We start from the raw sequence: 20,397 nt of genomic DNA, 5'->3' as shown, positions 1-20,397 counted from the left end.
CGCTAGGACGAGCCGGCCCGCGCGTCATCGGTTGCGGTAGGCCTGTCCCGCCTGCCCGAACACCTGCATCCGTTCGGCGACGATGGCTTGCATGGCCTCGCGTGCCGCGCGCTGGAAGGGTGCAGGGTCGACGGTGATGCCGTCCTCGGCGAGTGACTTCCGCGCCGCCGCCGAGTACGCCATGTGCGAGTCCATCCCCTGGTTGATCTTGCGGATGCCGAGTTGCGTCGAGCGTGCCTTCTCGTCCTCGGGGACACCCCACGATTCGGGCAGGGCGCCGCCGAAGCGGTTGATCTCCGAGCGGAGGTCTGCCGGGAGGGACGACGAGCCGTGCATGACCAGGTGGGTGCCGGGGATCCGGGAGGCGATCTCGGTGATCAGGTCCATGTGCAGTACCGTGCCGTCCGGCGGGCTGGTGAACTTGTAGGCGCCGTGCGAGGTGCCGATCGCGACCGCGAGGGCGTCGACGCCCGTCTGCTCGACGAAGTCGGCGGCGTCGTCCGGGTCGGCGAGGACGATCTCCTTGACCGTCGCTCCGCCGTCCTCCGAGCCACCGATGGTGCCGAGCTCTCCTTCCACCGAGACCCCGTGTGCGTGGGCGTACTCGACGACCTTGCGCGTGACGGCGACGTTCTCGTCGAAGCTCGCGTGCGAGACCCGGTCCGGCAGCAGGCTGCCGTCGATCATGACGCTGGTGAAGCCGGCATCGATCGCTCGTACGCAGTCCTCGTAGGAGGCGCCGTGGTCGAGGTGGAGGGTGACCGGGACCTGCGGGTAGCGCTTGATCAGGTTGACCAGCGCCTCCCAGAACGGCTCGTCGCTGCCGTGCGCCGACGAGCCGGCGATGGTCTGCACGATCACGGGGGAGTCGGTCTCGACGGCGGCCTCGAGCACGGCTTCTGCCTGTACGAGGTCGGTCACGTTGAACGCGCCTACCCCGTACGAGCCGTCTCCTGCGGCGTCGAGGATCTCGCGGAGTGTGATGAGGGACAAGTTCGTCTCCTTGGTCGATGGCTGAACGTCTTCGTTCCCAGCGAGTTGTGGAACCCGGTCTGACAACGTTGGACAGACTATCGATCGTGTGCTACTTTGTCCATCGTTGGTCAGAAAGGCCCCACAAGCGTCGAAGGAGACAGGGTGATGCGAGACGAGCTGCTGCTTGGCATCGATCTCGGTACGTCGTCGATCAAGGCGAACGCGATCGACCGGCACGGACGGTCGCTCGGGATCGGCACTGCCCCCACCCCGTTCCGGGCGACGGCGTCCGGCGTGGAGATGACGCCGGAGGACCTCTTCTCGGCGATCGGCGCCGCCATCGCACAGCTCGGCGAGCTCAGGAACCGGGTCGCCGCGGTCGGGATCTCGAGCATGGGGGAGACCGGCACGGTCATCCGCCCGGACGGCCCCGGCAGGCTGCCGCTCATCGCCTGGCATGACGGCCGCGGCGAGGAGATCGCCGGACGGCTGGCGGACGAGTTCGGCGCCGACGAGATCCTCCGGCGCACCGGCCGGCGCGCGCGAAACGTCACCAGCATCGCGAAGCTCGGCTGGCTGCGTGCCTCGGGGGTCGAGCTCTCCGGCACCTGGACGGGTGTGGCCGGTCTCACTCTCTGGCGGCTCACCGGGGCGCTGGGCCAGGAGCATTCGCTCGCCGCGACCAGTGGTGCCTTCGATCCGGTCGCGGGCCGCTACGACACCGACATCCTCCGGGCGGTCGGCCTCGACCACATCGCCTGGGCGCCCGCCCGTCGAGCAGGGACGATGCTCGGCCGGATCAACGAGGGCGGCGAGCGATGGAGCGGGCTGCGCCGCGGAACCCCCGTCACCATCGCGGGGCACGACCACCCGGTGGGTGTCGTCGGCGCCGGCGGGGAGCGCGACGAGGTGATCGACTCCCTCGGCACCGGCGAGCCTCTCGTGGTCTCCTGGGGTGCCGCCGCCGGCGACCCGCATCCCGTGCTGAGCGGCCAGCCCGGCGACCTGACCGTCACGAGCTGGCCGGGAACCGACCGGCACATGCTCCTCTGGGAGACGCTGCGCCCTGGACTCGCCATGTCGGCTCTCCTCGGGCACCTCGGCCAGGCCCGAGACGACATCGAGTTCGCCGCCATCCGGGTGGCAGCGGATCCCCTCCCCGTCGAGCAGCTGTTGCGGATGCAGGAGGGCGACGTCCCTCCCCAGGTGCTCGCCCTGCCGGCCGAGGTCGCGTGGGCCGCTGCGCTGGAGGGTTACGCGGCGGCGGCGGCCGGAGCCGAGGTCGGAATGCGCCGGCTGTCCGGCGTCACAGGCAAGACGCTCCTCATCGGCGGCGGTCTGCGGTCGCGGCGATGGATCGAGGCCAAGATGGCGTGCGCGGCCTGGCCCCTCGCGATGGCTGCGGAGCGGGAGGCGGTCTCGCGCGGAGCCGCATTGCTGTCCGGAGTCGCTGCAGGATGGTGGGAGGCGGAAGACTATCCTCCGGCGGACCTCATCCCGATGAGCGAAGAGGCAGCGTGAGATGTGCGGAGGGAAGCCGAGTATGGCGGATAGGTCCTGGTCTTCCGGGAGGTGTGCATGAGCCCGCACACCGGTTCGGGGTTGCGCGCGCCGGCGCGGCTCGTCGACATCGCCGAGCATGCAGGCGTGTCGGTCAAGAGCGTCTCGCGCGTGCTGCGCGGCGAACAGTACGTCACGCAGTCGATGCGCAACAAGGTCATGGCCGCGGTCGACGAGCTCAGCTACGTGGGCGACGCCGCGGCGTCGGGGCTGCGCACGCGCCGCTCCGGAATCATCGGCCTGATCATCCCGGATGTGCGCAACGGCTTCTTCGCACTTCTCACCCGGGCGATCGAGGAGCGCCTCTCGGCAGACAGCCCCACCTTGCTGCTGGGCGACTCCGACGAGGAGAGCCAGCAGGAGGAGCGCTACCTGCGCACGTTCCGCCAGCAGCGGGTCGACGGACTGATCGTCCTCCCTGCCGGGGCTCCCAGCCTCGCGGACGCGGTGAGCGAGATCCCGACGGTCGTCGTCGACCGCACCACCCCGGGCCTGCGCGACATCGCCGACCATGTCCTTCCGAACTACGAGCGCGCGGCGCAGCAGCTCGTCGGTCATCTCGTGAAGCACCACGGGCTCTCCCAGGTCGCGCTGATCGCCGGCGACACCGGGATCTCGTCGGTCGGCGACCGTGAGGAGGGCTACCGCCGGGTGCTGGAGGAGGCCGGCCTCGAGGTCTTCGTCAGCGACGGCCACCAGACGCCGGACGACGCCGCGGCAGGAGCCATCAAGGTCTTCCGGGAGCTGACTCCGCCGTTCGGCGTCTTCGCGACCAACAACCGCATGTTCTGGGGAGCGATGGCCGCCATCGCCCGTCTCGGCCTGCACGTGCCGCGTGACGTCCTCGTCACGACGATCGACTCCATCGGCGAGGCCACCGTCACCGGCCTCAAGCCCACGCAGGCCGTCGTGCCCGTGCAGTCCGTCGCCGCTCGAGCGATGGAGTTGCTCGGCGAACGCACGGCCGACCCCACGAGAGAGGTGCGCGAGGTCCGCGTCCCCCTCGACATCGAATTCGGGACCACCTGCGGGTGCGTCCCCCTCACGACTCCGCTCATGCTCGGTCAAGCCCCGGCCTGAGCGGCAGGGCCGCAGGCGCGCGGCCGTCCGAAGAACAGTTCCGAGGAACAGTACGGAACGGCTGGTCACAGCAACTCATGCGAAGAACCACTGTGACCAGCCATCGCGTCACCGCTGCCACCGAGGCAGCGACTGTCCGAAGTCACACTCAAAGGAGAGAGCAAGATGGCACATCGCACCACCCGGAAGCGCCTCGTCCTCGCGGCAGCAGGGACGAGCCTCATTGTAGTGTCCGCACTCAGCGGCTGTTCCGCAGGAACGGCCGGCGCAGACTCGACCGACGCCTCAGGCGTGAAGATCGCTCTGGTCATCAAACCGCTGGACAACACGTACTTCGGCGCCATGGCGCAGGGGGCCGAGAAGGCCGCGAAGGCGGCAGGAGCCAAGCTCACCACCGTCGCAGCGGAGACGGTCACCGACGACAGCGGCCAGGCGACCAAGCTCAACGCGCTCGTCACCGCCGGCTACGACTGCTACATCGTCAACCCGACCAGCCAGACCAACCTGCTCACCGGGCTCGCCCCCGTGTCGCAGGCCGGCACCCCGATCGTCAACCTCGACCTCCCGATCGACACCAAGGCCGCGGACGCGGCCGGCGTGAAGCTCACCACCTACGTGGGGACGAACAACGAGACGGCGGGGGCGGCCGGCGGGACAGCCATGCTCGGCCTCGTCCCGGAGGGCGGCGATGTCGCGCTCATCGGCGGATTGGTGGCCGACCCGGGCAGCAACGCCCGCCTCAAGGGCTTCACCGACAAGGTGGGCGGCAAGCTGAAGATCACCCAGACCGTCGCGGCCGACTTCGACAAGGCGAAGGCCAAGAGCGCGGCGGCGACGATCCTCATCGCGAACCCGAACATCAAGGGCTTCTTCACCCCGTCGGGTGACATGGCGATGGGCATCGAGCAGGCGGTCGAAGAGGCCGGGCTCAAGGGCAAGGTCGCCGTGGTCGGCGTCGACGGCACGCAGGACCAGCTGAAGGACATCATCGCCGGCGGGCAGCCCGCCGCGGTCGAGCAGTTCCCCTACCTGATGGGGGAGCAGTCGGTCCAGGCGTGCCTGGCAGCCCACTCGGGCAAGAAGATCCCGGCCAAGGTCGAGACGCCCGTCCTCATCGTGGACAAGAAGAACGCCGACGCCGCGCTGAAGAACTTCCCGGCGCCGCCCGCCGACTTCACCGTGCCGAACCCCTTCGAGTAACCCGACACCCGAGCAATCCACCCACGACCCTGGGGATCCTCATCCAATGACTACGCAGTCCACCACCATCGACGCCCCGACCGATCCACCGTTCGGACGGCTCCGGAGCCTGACCCGCAGCCTCGGACAGGAGGAGGTGTGGAGCAAGGCGACCGCGCCCGTCGCGCTGGCCGTGCTCATCATCGTCTTCTCGATCGCCAACCCGCGATTCCTGTCCTGGCCGAGCATCACCTCGATGCTCGCCGACTCGACGATCCCGATCGTCCTGGCTCTCGGCGCCACCTTCGCCGTGACGCTCGCCGGGATCGACCTGTCACTCGCGGCGACGGTCGCACTGGGCAGCGTCACGATGGCGACCGCGTATCAGGCCGGCTGGCCGCTCATCCTGTGCTGCCTCGTGGCGCTCGCTTCCGGCGTCGCCGTCGGCGCGTTCAACGGAGCGTTCATCGGCTGGGTGAGGATCCCCGACTTCATCGTCACGCTGGGCTCGCTGAGCCTGGTGCTGGGCCTCGGCCTCATCATCTCGGAGGGCAAGCCCGTGCAGATCCCGGAGCCCGCGCTGACGTTCGTCAGCGTGCACTCGCTGGGCGGCATCCGCTACAACTTCCTCATCGCGATCGGCATCGCGATCGTGTTGCACATCGTCCTCTTCCACACCCGGTTCGGCACCCACCTGCTCGCGGTCGGCGACAACACCGAAGCGGCCACGGCGATGGGGCTCAAGGTTCCGCGGGTCAAGCTCGCGGGCTACATGATCTGCGGCGCGATGGGAGGTGTCGGCGCCATCATGCTCACCTCGTACATCGGCTCGAGCCAGCCTGCGACGAACACCGACTACCTGCTCAAGGCGATCGCGGCGGTGGTTCTCGGTGGTGTCAGCCTCTTCGGCGGCCGCGCCACCATCGTCGGCCCGGTGATCGGCGCCGTCCTGCTCACCTTCCTGCAGTCGGGCCTGACCCTCCTCGGTGTGAGCGCCTTCTACTCCCCGCTGATGATCGGCATCGTGGTCATCGCCGCGGCGACTCTCATGAGAGGACGAAAGTGAACGACATCAAGGTGGAGGTCTCCGACCTGCGCAAGCGGTTCGGCAGCGTCGAGGCGCTCCGGGGCGCGTCCCTCACGGTACGCACGGGCGAGGTCACCGCGATCGTGGGCGACAACGGCGCGGGCAAGTCGACGCTGGTCAAATGCCTCACGGGACTCTACACACCTGACTCGGGCGAGATCAGGATCGATGGGGAGCCGGTGCAGTTCAGCTCGCCGAAGCACGCGCGCGCGGCCGGCATCGAGACGGTCTACCAGGACCTCGCCCTCTGCGACCAGCTGAGCGTCTGGCAGAACCTCTACCTCGAGCGCGAGCTCACCCGGTTCATCGGGTTCCCGATGCTCCGTCGCCGCGAGATGCAGCGCGAGGCCCATCGTCTGGTCTCCGACCTGGCCGTCAACGTCCCCTCGGTGAACCGGCCCGTCAAGCGGCTCTCCGGCGGCCAACGCCAGGCGGTCGCGATCGCCCGCGGCGTGATGTGGGCCCGGGGGATGATCATCCTCGACGAGCCGACGGCGGCGCTCGGGTTGCGCGAGACGGCCCAGGTGGAGGCGCTGATCCAGCGCGTGGTCGACGGCGGGCAGACCGTGCTCGTCGTGTCGCACAACTTCGAGCAGGTCAAGCGGCTGTCGTCACAGGTCTGGGTGATGCGGGCGGGCAACGTCGTCCAGGGCGTGCGCACGGACGATGTCACGGGCGAGGAGCTGGTCGGGCTCGTGACCGGCGCCATCCCGGCGGTCAGTGCGCGTGCGGGTGTCAGCAACGGTAGGTGACTGCTTCGCCGGTCAGCCGAGCACTGCGGCGTTCAGAGCGCCGCGGGTGTCAGGTCCCGGTCGGTGTCGGCCGCGCGGATCAGCGTGCGCAGCTCGTCGGCCGGCACGTCCGCGCCGAAGGTCGGGCGGCCCGGCTGCAGGAGGGCGCCGGCGGCGAGCGGTCCGGCGACGACCGGGTCGAAGCCGAGGGCGTCGATCAGGGCCGCGACCCGGTCGAGGTCTGCTGCGTGGTCGCCGGCGATCGCGATGGCCTTGCGCCCGGGCGCGCCGGGCGCGCGGCTCTCCTCCTCGAGGTCGTGGTAGCCCATGTGGTTCAGGGCTTTCACGACGCGGGATCCGGGGAGGAACTCCTGGACGATCTCGCTCGTGGAGGTGAGCGGGTCGTTCAGGTCGTCGCGGATGCCGTCGGTCTCCCACCAGTAGTTCATCGCGTCGATCACGAGCTTGCCGCGCAACTGCTCGACCGGGAGGGTGCGGTACTTCCCGAGCGGCAGAGCGAGGATCACGACGTCGGCGCCCTCGGCCGTCTCCTCGGGGCGTGTCGCCGTGGCGCCCGGGGCGAGGACGTCGATGGTGAGGGCGATGCGCTCGGGGTCGCCGGAGCCCGCGATCAGCACGCGGTAGCCCGCCGCGAGGGCGAGCCGGGCGAGGACGGTGCCGACCTTGCCCGCCCCCAGGATGCCTACCGTACGAATGCCGGTCGCGCGGATGCTGTCGTTCATGTCGTCCCTCCCGTCAGCGCCGGAACGCGGCGCCGGTCGTGGGCTTCGGCGCCTCGGCGAGCAGCTCGCGCACCATCGGGATGACCTTCGCGCCGTAGAGCTCGACCGCGCGCATCCGGTCGCCGGCCCGCATGGCACCGCCGGCGGTGTAGATGAGGTCGAAGCGGCCGACGTCGAGCGTGCGGATGGCGTCGGCCATCTTGCGGGCGACGGTCTCTGGGGAGCCGATGTAGAGCGAGCCGTGTGCTACGTCCGCCTCGAACTCCTGCCGCTGCAGCGGCGGCCAGCCGCGCAGGGCGCCGATCCGGTCGCGGATCACCTTGTAGCCGGGGTAGAACAGCTCCTTCGCCTGCTCGTCGGTCTCGGCGATGAACCCCGGGGAGTGCATCCCCACTGGGAGGGCTTCCGTGCCGAACTGCTCGGCCGCCCGGCGGTACAGGTCGACGTACGGTGTGAAACGGGAGGGTGCGCCGCCGATGATCGCGAGCATCAGACGGAACCCGTAGTGCGCGGTTCGCACCACCGACTGCGGCGTGCCGCCGACGCCGACCCAGGTGCGGAGGCGACCGGACTCCGTCTTCGGGAACACGTCGGCCTCGTGCAGGGCGGCCCGGGTGGTGCCCTCCCAGCTGACCGGCTTCTCGTCCAGGAGCTTGTGGAACAGGTCGATCTTCTCCTCGAAGAGCAGGTCGTAGTCCGCCAGGTCGTACCCGAACAGCGGGAACGATTCGGTGAAGGACCCGCGTCCCAGGATCACCTCGGCCCGTCCGTTCGAGAGGGCGTCGACCGTCGCGAACCGCTGGAACACCCGCACCGGGTCGTCGGAGGAGAGCACGGTCACCCCGGAACCCAGCCGGATGCGCTCGGTCGCGGTGGCGATGCCGGCCAGCACCGTCTCCGGCGTGGAGATCGCGAACTCGGGACGGTGGTGCTCGCCCACCGCGAAGGCGTCGACCCCGAGGTCGTCGGCGAGGATCGCCTCATCGCGGGTGGCGCGGATCGCCGCCGCGTAGCTGGTGACCTCCCCCTGGTCGTCCCTGGGCAGGTCGCCGAAGGTGTCGAGGCCGAACTCGAGGCCGGTGATGTCGGTCATGGTGTGTCTCCTGACGGAACGGATGATGAAGGGATGGTGGGGGAGGTCACTGCGCGGCGTTCGCCCGGGCGGTGACGATCTGGGCCGTGTGACGACCGGTGAGGCGCCAGTCGCCCGGGTCCTCGGCGATGAGCTCGTGAACGCGCGGGACGACCCGTTCGCCGAAGAGGCGGATGCTGCGCTCGCGGGCCTTCACCGGCAGGTGCCGGATGTCGTACTTGAGGTCGAAACGGGAGAGGTGGTTGGTGCGTACGATCGCGGCCAGCTTCTGGGCCACCGTCTCGGGTGAACCGACGTAGAGCGCGCCGGTCGCGACCTCCTGTGCGTACCGTTCAGCGGTGGGCGGGTAGAACCCGCGCTCCTGGCTCAGTGCGGTCACGACGGGCTGCCAGTACTCCCAGTGCTCGGTCTTGGCCTCGTCGTCGGTCTCCGCGATCAGCCCGAGCGAGTGCTGCCCGATCGGCAGCTCCGGCTGTCCGAACCGGGCGAGGGCCCGCAGGTAGAGTTCGGCGTGGCCGGCGAAGCGTTCGGGCTTGCCGCCGATGATCGCCATCATCAGAGGGAGGCCGTGCCGGGCCGCGCGGATCACGGAGTCGGGGCTGCCGCCGATGCCGATCCAGGCGGGGATGCCGCCCTCGGGCATCCGTGGGCGCAGCCGCACCGACTCGAGAGGCGTGCGGTATCGGCCGGACCAGGTGACCCGATCCTCGCGCATGAGGCGCAGGAAGAGGTCGAGCTTCTCCTCGAAGATGTCCTCGTACTCGGCGATGTCGTAACCGAACAGGGGGAACGACTCGATCGCCGAGGCGCGGCCGAGCACGAGCTGCGCGCGTCCGCCGGAGATCCCGTCGACGGTGGAGAACTGCTGGTACAGCCGCACGGGGTCCTGCGTCGACAGCACCGTGACGGAGGTGCCGAGCCGGATCGTGGACGTCGCCTGAGCGGCCGCAGCGAGCACTACGGGAGTGGCGGAGTCGACCATGTCGTCGCGGTAGTGCTCGCCGACGCTGAAGACGTCGAGCCCGACGGACTCGGCGAGCTGTGCCTCCCGAACCATCAGCCGCAGCGTCTCGGCGTCCGACAGGACCCTGCCGCCGTCGGTCGCGACGTCGCCGAAGGAGTTCAGTCCGAACTCGAGCTCTGCCATGTCGATCACGACCTCCCTCGCCGCCGGACCACCCGGATTGACGTGTCAATGCTGTAACAATGGACTTGACGCGTCAATTCCCGGAGGGAGACGAGACGAGATGAGCGAAGACCGGCCGCGCCGTGCGCCGACGCGGGAGCAACTCCGCACCTGGCGCGACTACATCGAGACGGCCGAGGCGCTGCGCACCCGCCTGGGCAGCAGACTGCAGAGCGAATCGGAGCTGTCGACCGGTGACTACCAGGTGCTGCTCGCGCTGACGGAGGCGGAGCACCGCACACTGCGATCTTCCGAGCTGGCCGAACTGATCGGCTGGGAACGCAGCAGGCTCTCGCACCACCTCGGCCGCATGGAGAGACGGGGGCTGATCAGCCGCCAGGCGTGCGCGGACGACGTCCACGGGATCGACGTGATCGCGACCGACGCCGGCGCGACGGCCTTCCGGGCCGGCTCCGTCCCGCACCTCCGAGCGGTGCGCGAACTGTTCCTCGACGCCCTCACGCCGGCGCAGCTCGACGAGGTCGACGACATCACCCGGACGCTGCGCCGGCACTTGGGGTTGGCCCCTCTCGCGGCGGAGTGACGAGCCGCTTGCAACAGTGCTCGCATCCCGGCACGCGGGCGGCGACGCGGTCGCCCGTTCGGGGGATGCCGAGCACCCCGGCGCCCCCGATAGCGTCGAGCACGATGATGAGCACACTCTCACGAAGGGCGGCCGCTCTTCGGCGCGCGCTGGTCCTCGGAATCCTCGCCTCCGCCGTCCTCGTGTTCTCCGGCGTCGGTGCGGCGACCGCGTCGGCCATCGATGCCGGAACGCAGAACGGAAGCACGGTCTACGTGGGCAAGCGGCAGGGCTACGGCGGAACCGGTGTGTTCCCGGTCTACGCGCACCCGCCCGCGGATCCCGCCAACCCGGGCGATCCCGACCTCTGGGCGTACTGCATCGAGCACAACGTGTCGGCCAAGACCGACATCGAGGGTGTGATCGACGACCCGAGTGGATACCTCGGCGCCAACCACTTCGTGGATCCCGCTGTGCAGGCGAAGGTGCTGTGGGTGGTCGCCCACAGCTACCCGGCACTGAGCCTGGCGGACTTCGGGGCGTCCGTCGGCGTGCCGAGCATCGCCCGCAACGATGCGATCGAAGCCACCCAGTACGCGATCTGGCGGTACACCGAGCTCACCTTCGACGCTCCGTGGGCATTCGAGACGCCCGATTCCGGCACCGCCTACTGGGCGCTGCTCGCGGGGGCGAACGCCAGCCCGGTCCCGACTCCCGTCGACACCGCGACGGTCGCGATCTCCGCGCCCCCCGCGGCTCCGGCCGCCGGGACGCTCGTCGGACCATTCGTCGTGACGACCAATCGCACGGCCGCCCGCGTCACCGCGAGCCCCGCCGCGACCCTCACCGACGCGGCGGGTGACCCGATCGACCCGTCCGCGGTCGCAGACGGCCAGTCGGTCTACGTCGACCTCCGAGGCACGACGGCGGGCGGGTCGACGACGCTGACGGCGACCGTCTCCGGTGCGCCGGTCAACGGCCGCATCGTCTCGGTGCCGAACCTCCCGGGCGGGACGGCGACGGCTGCCGACCACGCCCAGTCCGTCATCCTGGTCGCGGGGAGCACGGCGACCACCAGCGCGCAGACCGCCGTGACCTGGGCGGGCACGAGCACGGGAACCGGGACGGCCGCGGGGTCGGGAACCGCTGGTGCGGGCGCTCCGGAGCTCGCAGCGACAGGCTCGGCCCCGGACGGCACGGCACTGCTGGCCGTGCTCTGCCTCGCCGGCGGACTCGGCGTGCTCGGCGTGCGCGGCCTGCTCGGCGTGCGGAGGCGCGCGCGGGCCTGACCCGCGCAGACGGATCCGGATGGGGGGATCGCCGGCCCCTGGATACCACCCCGTCACGCGTGGCATCCTCGACGCATGACCGACCTCCCCGCGCCCATCCAGACGTTCATCGACGCCACGAACCGCGGCGACACGGAGGCGTTCGTCGCCGTGTTCACCGACGACGCGCACCTGGAGGACTGGGGGCGCGTCTTCCACGGCCAGGCGGGTGCACGTTCGTGGAACGCGAGCGACAACATCGGCAAGCGGTCGCACTTCGTCGTCGACGGCGTGGAGCGCGAGGGAGACGAGTGGGTCGTGACAGTGGCGGTGACGGGCGACGGGTTCACCGGCACGAGCCCGATCCGGTTCGCGGTCGACCACGACCGCATCTCCCGCATGGTCATCGCGCCGTAACAGGCCTGCGAAACCGGAGGCCGCCCTCGGCGGGCGCCCGACCGTCCCGGTCGAGCCGGTGCCGACCGGGTCCGTCGGCGCACGCCCCGGTGCGATATGCGTAAGCATGTAACTCGGACGCCACTGATCTCGAACCCTCCCCGAGTTTCGGGCGGCTGAACCTTCCGCAAACAATGGATCAACCCGGGCGGTCGTCCTGGATCATCCGACGGAGGGAGTGCAGGCGTGACGAGCGACACCATCGATCGTGCGGACACCGTGGCCGTGCAGAGCGTCCGCTCTCGTTCCGGCGGCACCGCTGGCAGGCGGGGCGGCGTGAGCGCCACGACCAGGAGGAGCACCCGCCGCCGCACCCTCACCGGCATCCTGCTCCTCGTGCCCGCGATCGTCGCGGTCCTCGGGCTCGCGATCGTTCCGATCCTGATCGTCGCCCGCAACTCGTTCGCCGAGAGCAACGTCTACGGCGGCATCACCGGCGGCTTCACGTTCGACAACTACGCGCAGCTGATGGACCCGGTCTACGGCAAGGTCCTCGTCTACAGCCTCGGGATGGCCGTGCTCAACACGGTCATCTGCCTGGTCGTCGGCTACATCGTCTCGTACTACATCGTGTCGCGGCCTCCGCAGCGGCAGTCGCTGCTCCTGCTGCTCATCATCGTGCCGTTCTGGATCGACTTCCTGGTCCGCACGTTCGCCTGGATCTCGGTCCTCGGCCGGGGCGGCCCCGTCTACGGCCTGCTCGACCTGCTCGGGGTGAACACCTCGCAGCTGTCACTCGTGCCGAGCCAGGGCGCCGTCGTCATGGGCCTCCTGTACGCGTTCCTGCCCACCGCGATCTTCCCGATCTACGCCAGCATGCGGGCCATCGACCCGTCGGTCAAGGAAGCGGCGGCCGACCTCGGCTGCGGCTGGTGGCAGACCCACTTCCGGGTGCTGGTGCCGCTCAGCTCGACCGGCATCATCGCCGCCGCGATGCTGACGTTCATCCCCACGCTCGGCGTCTTCGTCATCCCGGTGCTGCTCGGCGGCGGCAAGCAGCAGCTCGTCGGCAACCTCATCGTCACCCTCTACACCGAGTTCCGGAACCAGCCGATGGGCGCCGCGGTCTCCATGGTGCTGCTCGTGCTCATGCTGCTCGCGATGGCCGTGGCCGGCCTCATCGCCCGGCGCGGACGGAAGAAGGTCGCCTGATGGATCGCGCAACGTCGTGGATCGCCCGCCTGGTGCTGGTCTTCCTCTACATCCCGATCATCGCGGTGATCGTCTACTCCTTCAACTCGGCGGCGGGAGGCTACACCTGGCAGGGCTTCAGCCTCCGCTGGTACGGCGAACTGTTCGCCGACGGCGCCCTGCTGCAGACGCTCGGGATCAGTGCGATCGTCGGAGTGCTCGCGGCCTCCGTCGCGACCGTGGTCGGCCTCCTCGCCGCCATCGCCCTGGTGCGGTTCCCCTTCAGGGGCTCCGGGATGGTGCTAGCCGCGATCGTGCTGCCGCTGATCGTGCCCGAGATCGTCCTCGGCGTCGCGCTGCTCTCGGTGTTCAGCTTTCTGCACGTCCCGCTCGGCATCGTCACGCTCGTCCTCGGCCACCTGATCATCACGCTGCCGCTGACGACCCTGATCATGGTGGGCGGCTTCCGCACCCTCGACCCGAGCCTCATCGAGGCCGCGGCCGACCTCGGGTGCACGCCCTGGCGTACCTTCACCCGCGTGCTGTTCCCGTTGATGCGCTCCTCGATCATCGCCTCATGGCTGCTCGCCTTCACCGTCTCGCTTGGCAACATCGTCATCTCGACCTTCGTCAGCGGCGTCGGCTCGACCACGATGCCCCTGCGCGTCTACTCGTTGCTCAAGTCCGGTCTCACCCCGGAGCTCAACGCCCTGGGGACGCTGCTGATCGTCCTGACGTTCGTCATCGTCCTCTCCGTCGGCATCCAACAGATGCGGCGGATCCTCGCGACCCCATCCGGTTCCGCGCCAGCTCCCGACAGCACCACCGCACCCCGCTAGACCCCTCCCATCCCTTCTACCCCCGGAAGAAGACCCATGAAACGCACAGCACTGCTGACCGTCGCGGCCGTCGCCGCCCTCGGTCTCACGGCCTGCTCCAGCGGAGCGGGCGGATCGTCCACCACAGCCGCCTCCACGCAGCTCAACATCTACGCGTGGGCCGACGAGATCCCCAAGAGCGTCATCGCAGCCTTCGAGAAGGAGACCGGCATCAAGGTCACCGTCGACACGTTCGATGCCAACGAGACGATGATCTCCAAGCTCGCCGCCGGCGGCTCCGGCTACGACATCGTCGAGCCGAGCCAGTACGCCGTGCAGCAGCTCGTCGGCCAGGACCTGGTCGAGAAGCTCGACCACTCCAAGATCACGGGCCTCGACAACCTCGGCAAGAAGTTCGCCGATCCCAGCTACGACAAGGGCAACGAGTACAGCGTCCCGTGGATCTGGGGGACGACCGGCCTGGCCTACAACGAGAAGTGCACCGGCACCGCGATCGACAGCTGGAAGGCGCTCTGGGACCCGGCGTACAAGGGCAAGATCTACATGCTCGACAACATGCTCAGCGCGTACATCCCCGCGCTGCAGGTCAACGGCCTGAAGGCCACCTCCACCAGCGAGAAGGACATCGCCAAGGCGACCCAGTCGCTGCTCGACCAGAAGCCCCTGCTCGCCGGCTACAACTCGTCGAACTACTCCGACCTGCTCGCGTCGGGTGACGCCTGCGTCGCGGAGGCGTACGGCGGCAGCGCGATCGCGAAGGTGACCGCGGCCAACCCCGACGTCAAGTTCGTCATCCCCAAGGAGGGCGGGACGCTCTGGGTCGACGGCTTCTCGGTGGCGAAGAACGCACCGCACTCCGACGCCGCCTACAAGTGGCTGAACTTCACGCTGCGTCCCGAGATCGCCGCCATGGCGACCAACGACGGCGGCAGCGCGACGGCGAACGAGGCGGCGAAGGCCGACATCACCGACAAGACCATGCTCGAGAGCGTCGCGGTCTACCCGACCGACGCGCAGCTCAAGGCGAGCGAGTTCATCGTCGACCCGGGCAAGGCCCTGCAGTACTTCCAGCAGGGCTGGACCAAGGTCAAGGCCTCCTAGGCCGCAGCCGCCTCCCGACCATCCACGAGGAGCATTCCATGACCACGCTCGCCAGCTCGGCCGCTGCGGACGCCACGACCGTGCGCGCACCGCGGGAGGCCCCGGCCATCCGCCTCTCCGGCGTCACCAAGACGTTCGGGAGCATCACCGTCGTCCACCCGATCGACCTGAGGATCGAGGACAACGAGTTCTTCTCGATCCTCGGGCCGTCGGGCTGCGGCAAGACGACGCTGATGCGCATGATCGCGGGCTTCGAGACGCCGACCGGCGGCTCGATCGAGCTGGCGGGCCGGTCGGTGGAGTCGCTCCCCACGCGCAAGCGCGACCTCAACATGCTGTTCCAGAGCTACGCGCTGTTCCCGCACCTGTCGGTGCGCGACAACATCGGCTTCGAGCTGAAGGTGCGCGGCCGCAAGCGCTACCCGGAGCGCGACGCGGCCATCGACGAAGCGCTCGCGCTCGTGCACATGGAGCGCTTCGCCGACCGCAAGCCGAACGAGCTCTCCGGAGGCCAGCGCCAGCGGGTCGCGCTCGCGCGCGCCGTCGTCTCCCGGCCCTCGGTCGTCCTCCTCGACGAGCCGCTCGGCGCCCTCGATCAGCAGCTGCGCAAGGAGATGCAGGTCGAGCTCAAGCGCATGCAGCGTGAGGTCGGGATCACGTTCGTGTACGTGACGCACGACCAGGAGGAGGCGCTCACGATGTCCGACCGCATCGCTGTCATGTCGGAGGGCCGGGTGCAGCAGATCGACGCACCGCGGGCGATCTACGACCACCCGGCGAACCGTTTCGTCGCCGGGTTCATCGGCACCTGCAACCTCCTCGACGGCGTGTACCATTCGACCCCCGCGGAGGCGACGGTCGACATCGCCGGAGTGGGCTCCGTCGGCGCGTCCGTCGGCGCCGCGTCCGCGGGCGAGTCCGTGACGCTCGCCGTACGCCCGGAGCGGCTGCGGCTGCGGGCGGGCTCCGCCGGTGGCGGCGAGATCGCGGCGACGCTGCTCGACGCCGTGTTCCTCGGCGACGAATGGCGCTACATCCTGCGGGCGGCGGAGGGCGTGCAGCTCATCGCCACCCGGCCCAGCCACTCCTCTGACGACGAGCTCACCCGGCTGGCGCCCGGCGACGTGGTCGCCGTGTCCTGGGCCGCGGACGACGCCCGCGTGCTCGCCTCCTGAATCCGATCGCCTGAACCCGATCACCTGATTCCCGATCGCCTCTTGATTCCCGATCGCCTCCCGATCCCCGATCGCACGAAAGGACCGCAATGAAGGTCGCCGCAGGGCAGCTCGCTCCCACCACCGACCCGTCCGTCAACCGCCGCACCATCGAGACCCTCGTGGAGGAGGCGTCGGCCGAAGGCGTCGAGCTCCTCGTCCTCCCCGAGGAGGCCATGCTGCTCGCGGACGGTCTGGAGGCTCCGCTCGGCGAGCTGGCCCGCGCCGAGTGGCCCGGCTTCGTGGAGTTCGTCTCCGGCCTCGCCCGGCAGCACCGCATGGCGATCATCGCGGCCGGGTACGAAGGCACGGACACCGACCGCCCGTACAACACCATCGTCGCGATCGACGAGGACGGCAAGGAAGCGGCGCGCTACCGCAAGCTCCACCTCTACGACGCCTTCCTGTACCGGGAGTCCGACTACGTCACCCCCGGAGACGCGAACCCCGTCGTGGTCGAGCTGGCCGGCACGATGGTCGGGCTGGTCAACTGCTACGACCTGCGGTTCCCCGAGCTCACGCGCAACCTGATCGACCACGGCGCCGATCTGCTCTCGGTCTCCGCGGCCTGGGTCTCGGGCGCGATGAAGGAGGACCACTGGCGGACCCTGCTGCGGGCCCGCGCGATCGAGTCGACCGCGTGGCTGGTCGCCGCCGGCTCAGCCTCCCCGGAGTGCATCGGGCAGAGCATGATCGTGGACCCGTTCGGCATCGTCCGCTCCCAGCTCGGCGGCGAGACCTACGGCCTCGCGATCACGACGCTGTCGCAGCGCCGCACCGAGGAGGTCCGGGCGGTGCTCCCCGTGCTGGAGAACCGCCGCCTGAACACGACCATCGAGCTCTGAGCGGCCGGCCGCCGGCCGTCGTTCAGAAGACCCCCCGTATCCACCCCGCACCGATACCGAGGTACCGCTATGCCCATCACCATCGGCCCTGAGCCGGAACCGCTGCCCTCCGAGCTCATCGAGAAGCTCGAGCGCGTCTCCTTCCCGACGCTGGGCCACTACCTGGAGGAGGGTTTCGCCGACCCGGGCATCGTGCGCGTCGCCGGCACCCGCCGCGTGGTCGGTCGCGCGGTCACCGTGCGCACCACGGCGACCGACTCGACGATGCTGCACCACGCCGCCGGACTGGTCGAGCCGGGCGACGTCGTCGTGATCGACACCGGCGGCGACGTCCGGCACGCCCCGCTCGGCGAGGTCGTCGCGTCCGCGCTGGTGATCCGTGGTGCTGCCGGGGCGGTGGTCGACGGCTCGGCCACCGACATCGACGAGATCGCCGGGCTCGGCCTGCCGGTCTACGCGCGTGGTCTCAGCATGCTGACGACCAAGCTGCACGACATCGACGCGGGCGGCCTCAACGTGCCGGTCGTGGTCGGCGGCGTCGTGGTGAACCCCGGGGATGTCGTCCTCGCCGACGCGAACGGCGTGCTCTTCGCGCCGGCGCACGTGCTCGCGGCGCTGATCGACACCGCCCTCGCCGACGACGCGGAGGAGCCAGGTCTCGTCGAGGAGCTGCGCGCGGGCGGCCGACTCGGCGACCTCACCGGCGCGACCGCGTCGGTGCAGGCGCTCACTCGCTGACCTCCGCTTCGCACAACGCGGCACGCGCCGCCTTGTACCACCCTGCACCCTCGAACGACCCTCGCTCACCAGAAAGGCCCCGATGCTCCTCAAAGCCGCCATCAACGGCGGACGCACCACGGACGAGTTCCCTGGCGTCCCACTCACCGCCACCGAGATCGCCCGCGATGCAGCCGCAGCGCTGGCCGCGGGTGCGACGGTCGTCCACGCCCATGCGCGCACGGCGGACGGCGGGCAGACCATCGAGCCCGAGCACATCGGAGAACTGGTCCGCGCCTTCCGGGCGGCCGCGCCCGACGGTGAGATCGGGACGACGACAGGACTCTGGACCTGCTCCGGCCACGCCGAGCGGATGCGGCTGGTCGCCGCCTGGCCGGCCGACGCGCTGCCCGACTTCGCCTCCGTCGCGTTCAGCGAGGACGGCGCGGCCGAAGCCGCAGAGCTGGTGCTGGAACGCGGCATGGTGCTCGAGAGCGCGGTCTGGTCGATGGCCGACGTCCCCGCCCTGCTCGCCTCGCCGACGCTGCACCGCAACGTGCGCATCCTCATCGAGCCGGAGGTCGAGTCGCCGGAGGAGGCGGTCGCCGTGTGCCGCGAGGTGGCCGCGGCCCTCCGGGCAGGCGGGGTGACGGCACCGCTGCTCTACCACGGGTACGACGCCACGGTCTGGCCCGTGGTGCGCGCCGCGGTCGAGGACGGCTGCGAGACCCGCATCGGCCTGGAGGATGGACTGACCCGCGAAGACGGCTCGCTCGCCTCCGGCAACGAGGAGCTGGTGCGCGCCGTGCTGGCCCTGGAGGCCGTTCCCACCGCCTGACGCTCCCAGCTACACGAGGTAGGTTTTTCGGATGATCGACCAGACCGACCGGTCGCTGATCGAGCTCCTGATGCGCGACGGCCGGCGCCCGTACACCGAGCTCGCCGCCGAGCTCGAGGTGAGCGAGGCGACGGTTCGCGGTCGTGTCTCCCGGCTGCAGGAGTCGGGCATCCTCAAGATCGTCGCGCTCTGCAACCCGCTGACGCTGGGCCACCAGTCGGTGCGGCTCGGGATCGGCGTGCGCGACCACTCGCCGCGGTCGGTGGCGAAGGCGCTCGCCGAGATGGCGATGGTCAACCATGTCGCCCTCTGCACCGGCTCCCGCGACGTGCTGATCGAGGCGACCTGCCGCGACCTCGACCAGCTGGTCACGCTGCTCGACGACGTACGGCGCATCCCGGGGGTCAGTGAGATCGACCAGTTCGCGCTGCTGGAGCTGTTCAAGGACTACTCGTGGGTGGGGCTGCGCGACAAGTCGGGTCAGAGCGCGGGGCAGCGCGCCGGGCGGGAGACGGCGTAGTGCCCATGGACATCGACGCGATCGACCGCAAGATCATCGACCAGCTGCGCATCGACGGCCGCCGCTCGTTCGCGATCATCGGCCGCAATGTCGGCCTCTCCGAGCCCAGCGTGCGTGCGCGGTTCCGGCGCCTGTCCGCGGCGGGAATCGTGCAGGTCGTCGGGATGCCCGACGCCCCGAAGCTCGGCGCGCTGGAGGTTCACGTGTCGATCTCGGTGGTCGGGGTCCCGGTGGCGACGGTCGCCAAGCAGCTCGTGCGCATCCCGGAGGTCACCTTCGTCGCGAGCGCCGTCGGTGCGTTCGACATGATCCTCGACATCCGTTGCGACGACGTCGTTCAGCTTTCGAACGTGCTCAACGAGAAGGTGCGCCGGGTCAAGGGCGTCGACCGCGTGGAGGCGTCGACGGTCCTGGAGATCATCAAGGACAGCTACCTGTGGGCGGGCTTCCGCGAAGACCCGGGCACCACGGCGGACGCGGTCATCAAGCGGCCGCGGACGCGGCCGCAGATGCCCAAGCTGTAGCGTCGCGGAGCGAGTCGTTCGTCGGCGTCCGGCAATCCGGCCGCGGGTTCGCATCGCATGAGACGATGTGCCATGCCCAGCGCACTGATCCGCTTCCGCGCCGCGGTGGCCGACGCCGCTTCCTTGCGATCGTGGACGGTGGACGCCAACGACGGCATCATCGCCACCGCCGGTGTGCTGGAGGGTTTCGCGGGTGCCGGTGCCAGTGATTCGACCCTGCTGACCGCCGCCATCGTCGCGACCGTCGCCGGAGCGCTCAGCCTCGGCGGCGCGAAGTGGTCGGAGGAGGCCGCAGAGCGGGATGCCCAAGTGCGCGTCGCCCGGGAGGAGGCGGCCCAGCTCGAACTGAGCCCGGCCGAGGAGATGCTCGAGCTGGCCGGGTACTACGAGTCCAAAGGCCTGAGCACCGACCTGGCCCGGCTCGTCGCCGAGCAGCTGACCGCGAGGGACGCGCTCGGCGCCCAGCTGGAGACCGAGCACGGGATCCGCGAGGTGATGTCCAGGGCGGCTCCGGTCTGGGCCGGCGTCGCGGCCTCCCTCGCCTTCGTCCTCGGCGCGCTCGTGCCGCTGCTGATCACCCTGCTGGTCCCGTCCCAGGTGGAGGCCTGGGCCGTGCTGTTCGCGGTCATCGCCTCGCTCGTGCTGACCTCCATCGTCAGCGCCCGCACCGGCCGTACGGGAGTGCTGCGAACCGTCGCGCGCTCGCTCACGGTCGGCATCGGCACCCTCGGCGTCAGCTATCTCGCGGGGCTGCTGATCTTCTAGGGAGCCTTCCCGCCGGGCGGGC

22 protein-coding genes are annotated in these 20,397 nt (G+C 69.9%); 18 read left to right on the top strand and 4 right to left on the bottom strand.

The genetic code is table 11. The features are described from left to right. Positions 1-24: 24 nt before the first annotated feature. The gene (locus KNO15_RS07125; protein ID WP_241702779.1) at positions 25-993 is read right to left on the bottom strand and encodes a ketose-bisphosphate aldolase; all 969 of its coding nucleotides are present in this window, start codon (positions 991-993) and stop codon (positions 25-27) included. Positions 994-1,140: 147 nt separating this feature from the next. Between KNO15_RS07125 and KNO15_RS07120 the strand changes: the two genes are divergently transcribed. The 5 genes from KNO15_RS07120 (at position 1,141) to KNO15_RS07100 (ending at position 6,633) form a co-directional block, all read left to right on the top strand. After that, on the top strand, positions 1,141-2,496 hold the full coding sequence (locus KNO15_RS07120; protein WP_241702778.1) for an FGGY family carbohydrate kinase: 1,356 nt from the start codon (positions 1,141-1,143) through the stop codon (positions 2,494-2,496). 57 nt (positions 2,497-2,553) lie between these two features. After that, on the top strand, positions 2,554-3,615 hold the full coding sequence (locus KNO15_RS07115) for a LacI family DNA-binding transcriptional regulator (protein WP_241702777.1): 1,062 nt from the start codon (positions 2,554-2,556) through the stop codon (positions 3,613-3,615). 165 nt (positions 3,616-3,780) lie between these two features. Further along, positions 3,781-4,815 (top strand): substrate-binding domain-containing protein, encoded by a 1,035-nt coding sequence (locus KNO15_RS07110; RefSeq protein WP_241702776.1) that lies wholly within the window; start codon positions 3,781-3,783, stop codon positions 4,813-4,815. 46 nt (positions 4,816-4,861) lie between these two features. Further along, positions 4,862-5,860 (top strand): ABC transporter permease, encoded by a 999-nt coding sequence (locus KNO15_RS07105; protein ID WP_241702775.1) that lies wholly within the window; start codon positions 4,862-4,864, stop codon positions 5,858-5,860. Next, positions 5,857-6,633: an ATP-binding cassette domain-containing protein gene (locus tag KNO15_RS07100; RefSeq protein WP_241702774.1), complete on the top strand. Its 777-nt coding sequence runs from the start codon at positions 5,857-5,859 to the stop codon at positions 6,631-6,633. Before KNO15_RS07105 ends, KNO15_RS07100 begins: the two co-directional genes overlap by 4 nt. 32 nt (positions 6,634-6,665) lie before the next feature. On the opposite strand, the gene KNO15_RS07095 is transcribed toward KNO15_RS07100, so the two are convergent. The 3 genes from KNO15_RS07095 to KNO15_RS07085 are packed head-to-tail and all read right to left on the bottom strand — an operon-like array spanning position 6,666 to position 9,595. Then, positions 6,666-7,355 carry an NADPH-dependent F420 reductase gene (locus tag KNO15_RS07095; protein WP_241702773.1) on the bottom strand — a complete coding sequence of 230 codons (690 nt, stop codon included), beginning with the start codon at positions 7,353-7,355 and terminating at the stop codon, positions 6,666-6,668. A 13-nt stretch (positions 7,356-7,368) separates the two neighbouring features. Further along, on the bottom strand, positions 7,369-8,448 hold the full coding sequence (locus tag KNO15_RS07090; protein ID WP_241702772.1) for an LLM class flavin-dependent oxidoreductase: 1,080 nt from the start codon (positions 8,446-8,448) through the stop codon (positions 7,369-7,371). A gap of 46 nt (positions 8,449-8,494) precedes the next feature. Then, positions 8,495-9,595: an LLM class flavin-dependent oxidoreductase gene (locus KNO15_RS07085; RefSeq protein WP_241703878.1), complete on the bottom strand. Its 1,101-nt coding sequence runs from the start codon at positions 9,593-9,595 to the stop codon at positions 8,495-8,497. Between the two features lie 100 nt (positions 9,596-9,695). Between KNO15_RS07085 and KNO15_RS07080 the strand changes: the two genes are divergently transcribed. From KNO15_RS07080 to KNO15_RS07020, 13 genes are all read left to right on the top strand, one after another. Next, positions 9,696-10,178, top strand: a complete 483-nt coding sequence (locus tag KNO15_RS07080; RefSeq protein WP_241702771.1) for a MarR family winged helix-turn-helix transcriptional regulator — start codon at positions 9,696-9,698, stop codon at positions 10,176-10,178. Positions 10,179-10,282: 104 nt separating this feature from the next. Further along, the gene (locus KNO15_RS07075) at positions 10,283-11,446 is read left to right on the top strand and encodes a thioester domain-containing protein (protein WP_241702770.1); all 1,164 of its coding nucleotides are present in this window, start codon (positions 10,283-10,285) and stop codon (positions 11,444-11,446) included. Between the two features lie 75 nt (positions 11,447-11,521). Beyond that, positions 11,522-11,842: a nuclear transport factor 2 family protein gene (locus tag KNO15_RS07070; RefSeq protein ID WP_241702769.1), complete on the top strand. Its 321-nt coding sequence runs from the start codon at positions 11,522-11,524 to the stop codon at positions 11,840-11,842. A 225-nt stretch (positions 11,843-12,067) separates the two neighbouring features. Further along, positions 12,068-13,033: an ABC transporter permease gene (locus KNO15_RS07065; RefSeq protein ID WP_241702768.1), complete on the top strand. Its 966-nt coding sequence runs from the start codon at positions 12,068-12,070 to the stop codon at positions 13,031-13,033. Further along, a complete protein-coding gene (locus tag KNO15_RS07060; protein WP_208041597.1) occupies positions 13,033-13,851 on the top strand; it encodes an ABC transporter permease in 819 nt (272 codons plus the stop codon). The genes KNO15_RS07065 and KNO15_RS07060 overlap by 1 nt, the downstream gene beginning before the upstream one ends. Positions 13,852-13,887: 36 nt before the next feature. After that, positions 13,888-14,952 carry an ABC transporter substrate-binding protein gene (locus tag KNO15_RS07055; RefSeq protein ID WP_241702767.1) on the top strand — a complete coding sequence of 355 codons (1,065 nt, stop codon included), beginning with the start codon at positions 13,888-13,890 and terminating at the stop codon, positions 14,950-14,952. A 38-nt stretch (positions 14,953-14,990) separates the two neighbouring features. Beyond that, positions 14,991-16,127, top strand: a complete 1,137-nt coding sequence (locus KNO15_RS07050; protein WP_241702766.1) for an ABC transporter ATP-binding protein — start codon at positions 14,991-14,993, stop codon at positions 16,125-16,127. An 89-nt stretch (positions 16,128-16,216) separates the two neighbouring features. Continuing rightward, positions 16,217-17,011, top strand: coding sequence for a carbon-nitrogen hydrolase family protein (locus tag KNO15_RS07045; RefSeq protein WP_241702765.1), 795 nt, complete (start codon positions 16,217-16,219; stop codon positions 17,009-17,011). Between the two features lie 69 nt (positions 17,012-17,080). Continuing rightward, a complete protein-coding gene (locus KNO15_RS07040; RefSeq protein ID WP_241702764.1) occupies positions 17,081-17,749 on the top strand; it encodes an RraA family protein in 669 nt (222 codons plus the stop codon). An 82-nt stretch (positions 17,750-17,831) separates the two neighbouring features. After that, complete coding sequence (locus KNO15_RS07035) at positions 17,832-18,566, top strand: 3-keto-5-aminohexanoate cleavage protein (protein ID WP_241702763.1); 735 nt, start codon at positions 17,832-17,834, stop codon at positions 18,564-18,566. Between the two features lie 31 nt (positions 18,567-18,597). Continuing rightward, positions 18,598-19,086 carry an Lrp/AsnC family transcriptional regulator gene (locus KNO15_RS07030; RefSeq protein ID WP_241702762.1) on the top strand — a complete coding sequence of 163 codons (489 nt, stop codon included), beginning with the start codon at positions 18,598-18,600 and terminating at the stop codon, positions 19,084-19,086. A gap of 5 nt (positions 19,087-19,091) precedes the next feature. Beyond that, positions 19,092-19,610, top strand: coding sequence for an Lrp/AsnC family transcriptional regulator (locus KNO15_RS07025; protein ID WP_208041700.1), 519 nt, complete (start codon positions 19,092-19,094; stop codon positions 19,608-19,610). A 72-nt stretch (positions 19,611-19,682) separates the two neighbouring features. Continuing rightward, positions 19,683-20,375 carry a VIT1/CCC1 transporter family protein gene (locus KNO15_RS07020; protein WP_241702761.1) on the top strand — a complete coding sequence of 231 codons (693 nt, stop codon included), beginning with the start codon at positions 19,683-19,685 and terminating at the stop codon, positions 20,373-20,375. Positions 20,376-20,397 lie beyond the last annotated feature (22 nt).

It is taken from the genome of Leifsonia shinshuensis (genome assembly GCF_022606355.1).
Classification (GTDB): Bacteria; Actinomycetota; Actinomycetes; order Actinomycetales; family Microbacteriaceae; genus Leifsonia; species Leifsonia shinshuensis_B.
The sequence above is the reverse complement of the archived record's forward strand: the minus strand, read 5'-3'. Positions and strand labels throughout refer to the sequence as shown.

Excerpts from the sequence above, each read along its gene's own strand:
- KNO15_RS07070 (WP_241702769.1), top strand. The coding sequence starts at position 11,522 with ATGACCGACCTCCCCGCGCCCATCCAGACGTTCATCGACGCCACGAAC.
- KNO15_RS07020 (WP_241702761.1), top strand. The coding sequence starts at position 19,683 with ATGCCCAGCGCACTGATCCGCTTCCGCGCCGCGGTGGCCGACGCCGCT.
- KNO15_RS07120 (WP_241702778.1), top strand. The coding sequence starts at position 1,141 with ATGCGAGACGAGCTGCTGCTTGGCATCGATCTCGGTACGTCGTCGATC.
- KNO15_RS07050 (WP_241702766.1), top strand. The coding sequence starts at position 14,991 with ATGACCACGCTCGCCAGCTCGGCCGCTGCGGACGCCACGACCGTGCGC.
- KNO15_RS07115 (WP_241702777.1), top strand. The coding sequence starts at position 2,554 with ATGAGCCCGCACACCGGTTCGGGGTTGCGCGCGCCGGCGCGGCTCGTC.
- KNO15_RS07030 (WP_241702762.1), top strand. The coding sequence starts at position 18,598 with ATGATCGACCAGACCGACCGGTCGCTGATCGAGCTCCTGATGCGCGAC.
- KNO15_RS07040 (WP_241702764.1), top strand. The coding sequence starts at position 17,081 with ATGCCCATCACCATCGGCCCTGAGCCGGAACCGCTGCCCTCCGAGCTC.
- KNO15_RS07060 (WP_208041597.1), top strand. The coding sequence starts at position 13,033 with ATGGATCGCGCAACGTCGTGGATCGCCCGCCTGGTGCTGGTCTTCCTC.
- KNO15_RS07035 (WP_241702763.1), top strand. The coding sequence starts at position 17,832 with ATGCTCCTCAAAGCCGCCATCAACGGCGGACGCACCACGGACGAGTTC.
- KNO15_RS07080 (WP_241702771.1), top strand. The coding sequence starts at position 9,696 with ATGAGCGAAGACCGGCCGCGCCGTGCGCCGACGCGGGAGCAACTCCGC.
- KNO15_RS07045 (WP_241702765.1), top strand. The coding sequence starts at position 16,217 with ATGAAGGTCGCCGCAGGGCAGCTCGCTCCCACCACCGACCCGTCCGTC.
- KNO15_RS07055 (WP_241702767.1), top strand. The coding sequence starts at position 13,888 with ATGAAACGCACAGCACTGCTGACCGTCGCGGCCGTCGCCGCCCTCGGT.
- KNO15_RS07085 (WP_241703878.1), bottom strand. The coding sequence starts at position 9,595 with ATGGCAGAGCTCGAGTTCGGACTGAACTCCTTCGGCGACGTCGCGACC.
- KNO15_RS07110 (WP_241702776.1), top strand. The coding sequence starts at position 3,781 with ATGGCACATCGCACCACCCGGAAGCGCCTCGTCCTCGCGGCAGCAGGG.
- KNO15_RS07090 (WP_241702772.1), bottom strand. The coding sequence starts at position 8,448 with ATGACCGACATCACCGGCCTCGAGTTCGGCCTCGACACCTTCGGCGAC.
- KNO15_RS07105 (WP_241702775.1), top strand. The coding sequence starts at position 4,862 with ATGACTACGCAGTCCACCACCATCGACGCCCCGACCGATCCACCGTTC.
- KNO15_RS07095 (WP_241702773.1), bottom strand. The coding sequence starts at position 7,355 with ATGAACGACAGCATCCGCGCGACCGGCATTCGTACGGTAGGCATCCTG.
- KNO15_RS07025 (WP_208041700.1), top strand. The coding sequence starts at position 19,092 with ATGGACATCGACGCGATCGACCGCAAGATCATCGACCAGCTGCGCATC.
- KNO15_RS07075 (WP_241702770.1), top strand. The coding sequence starts at position 10,283 with ATGATGAGCACACTCTCACGAAGGGCGGCCGCTCTTCGGCGCGCGCTG.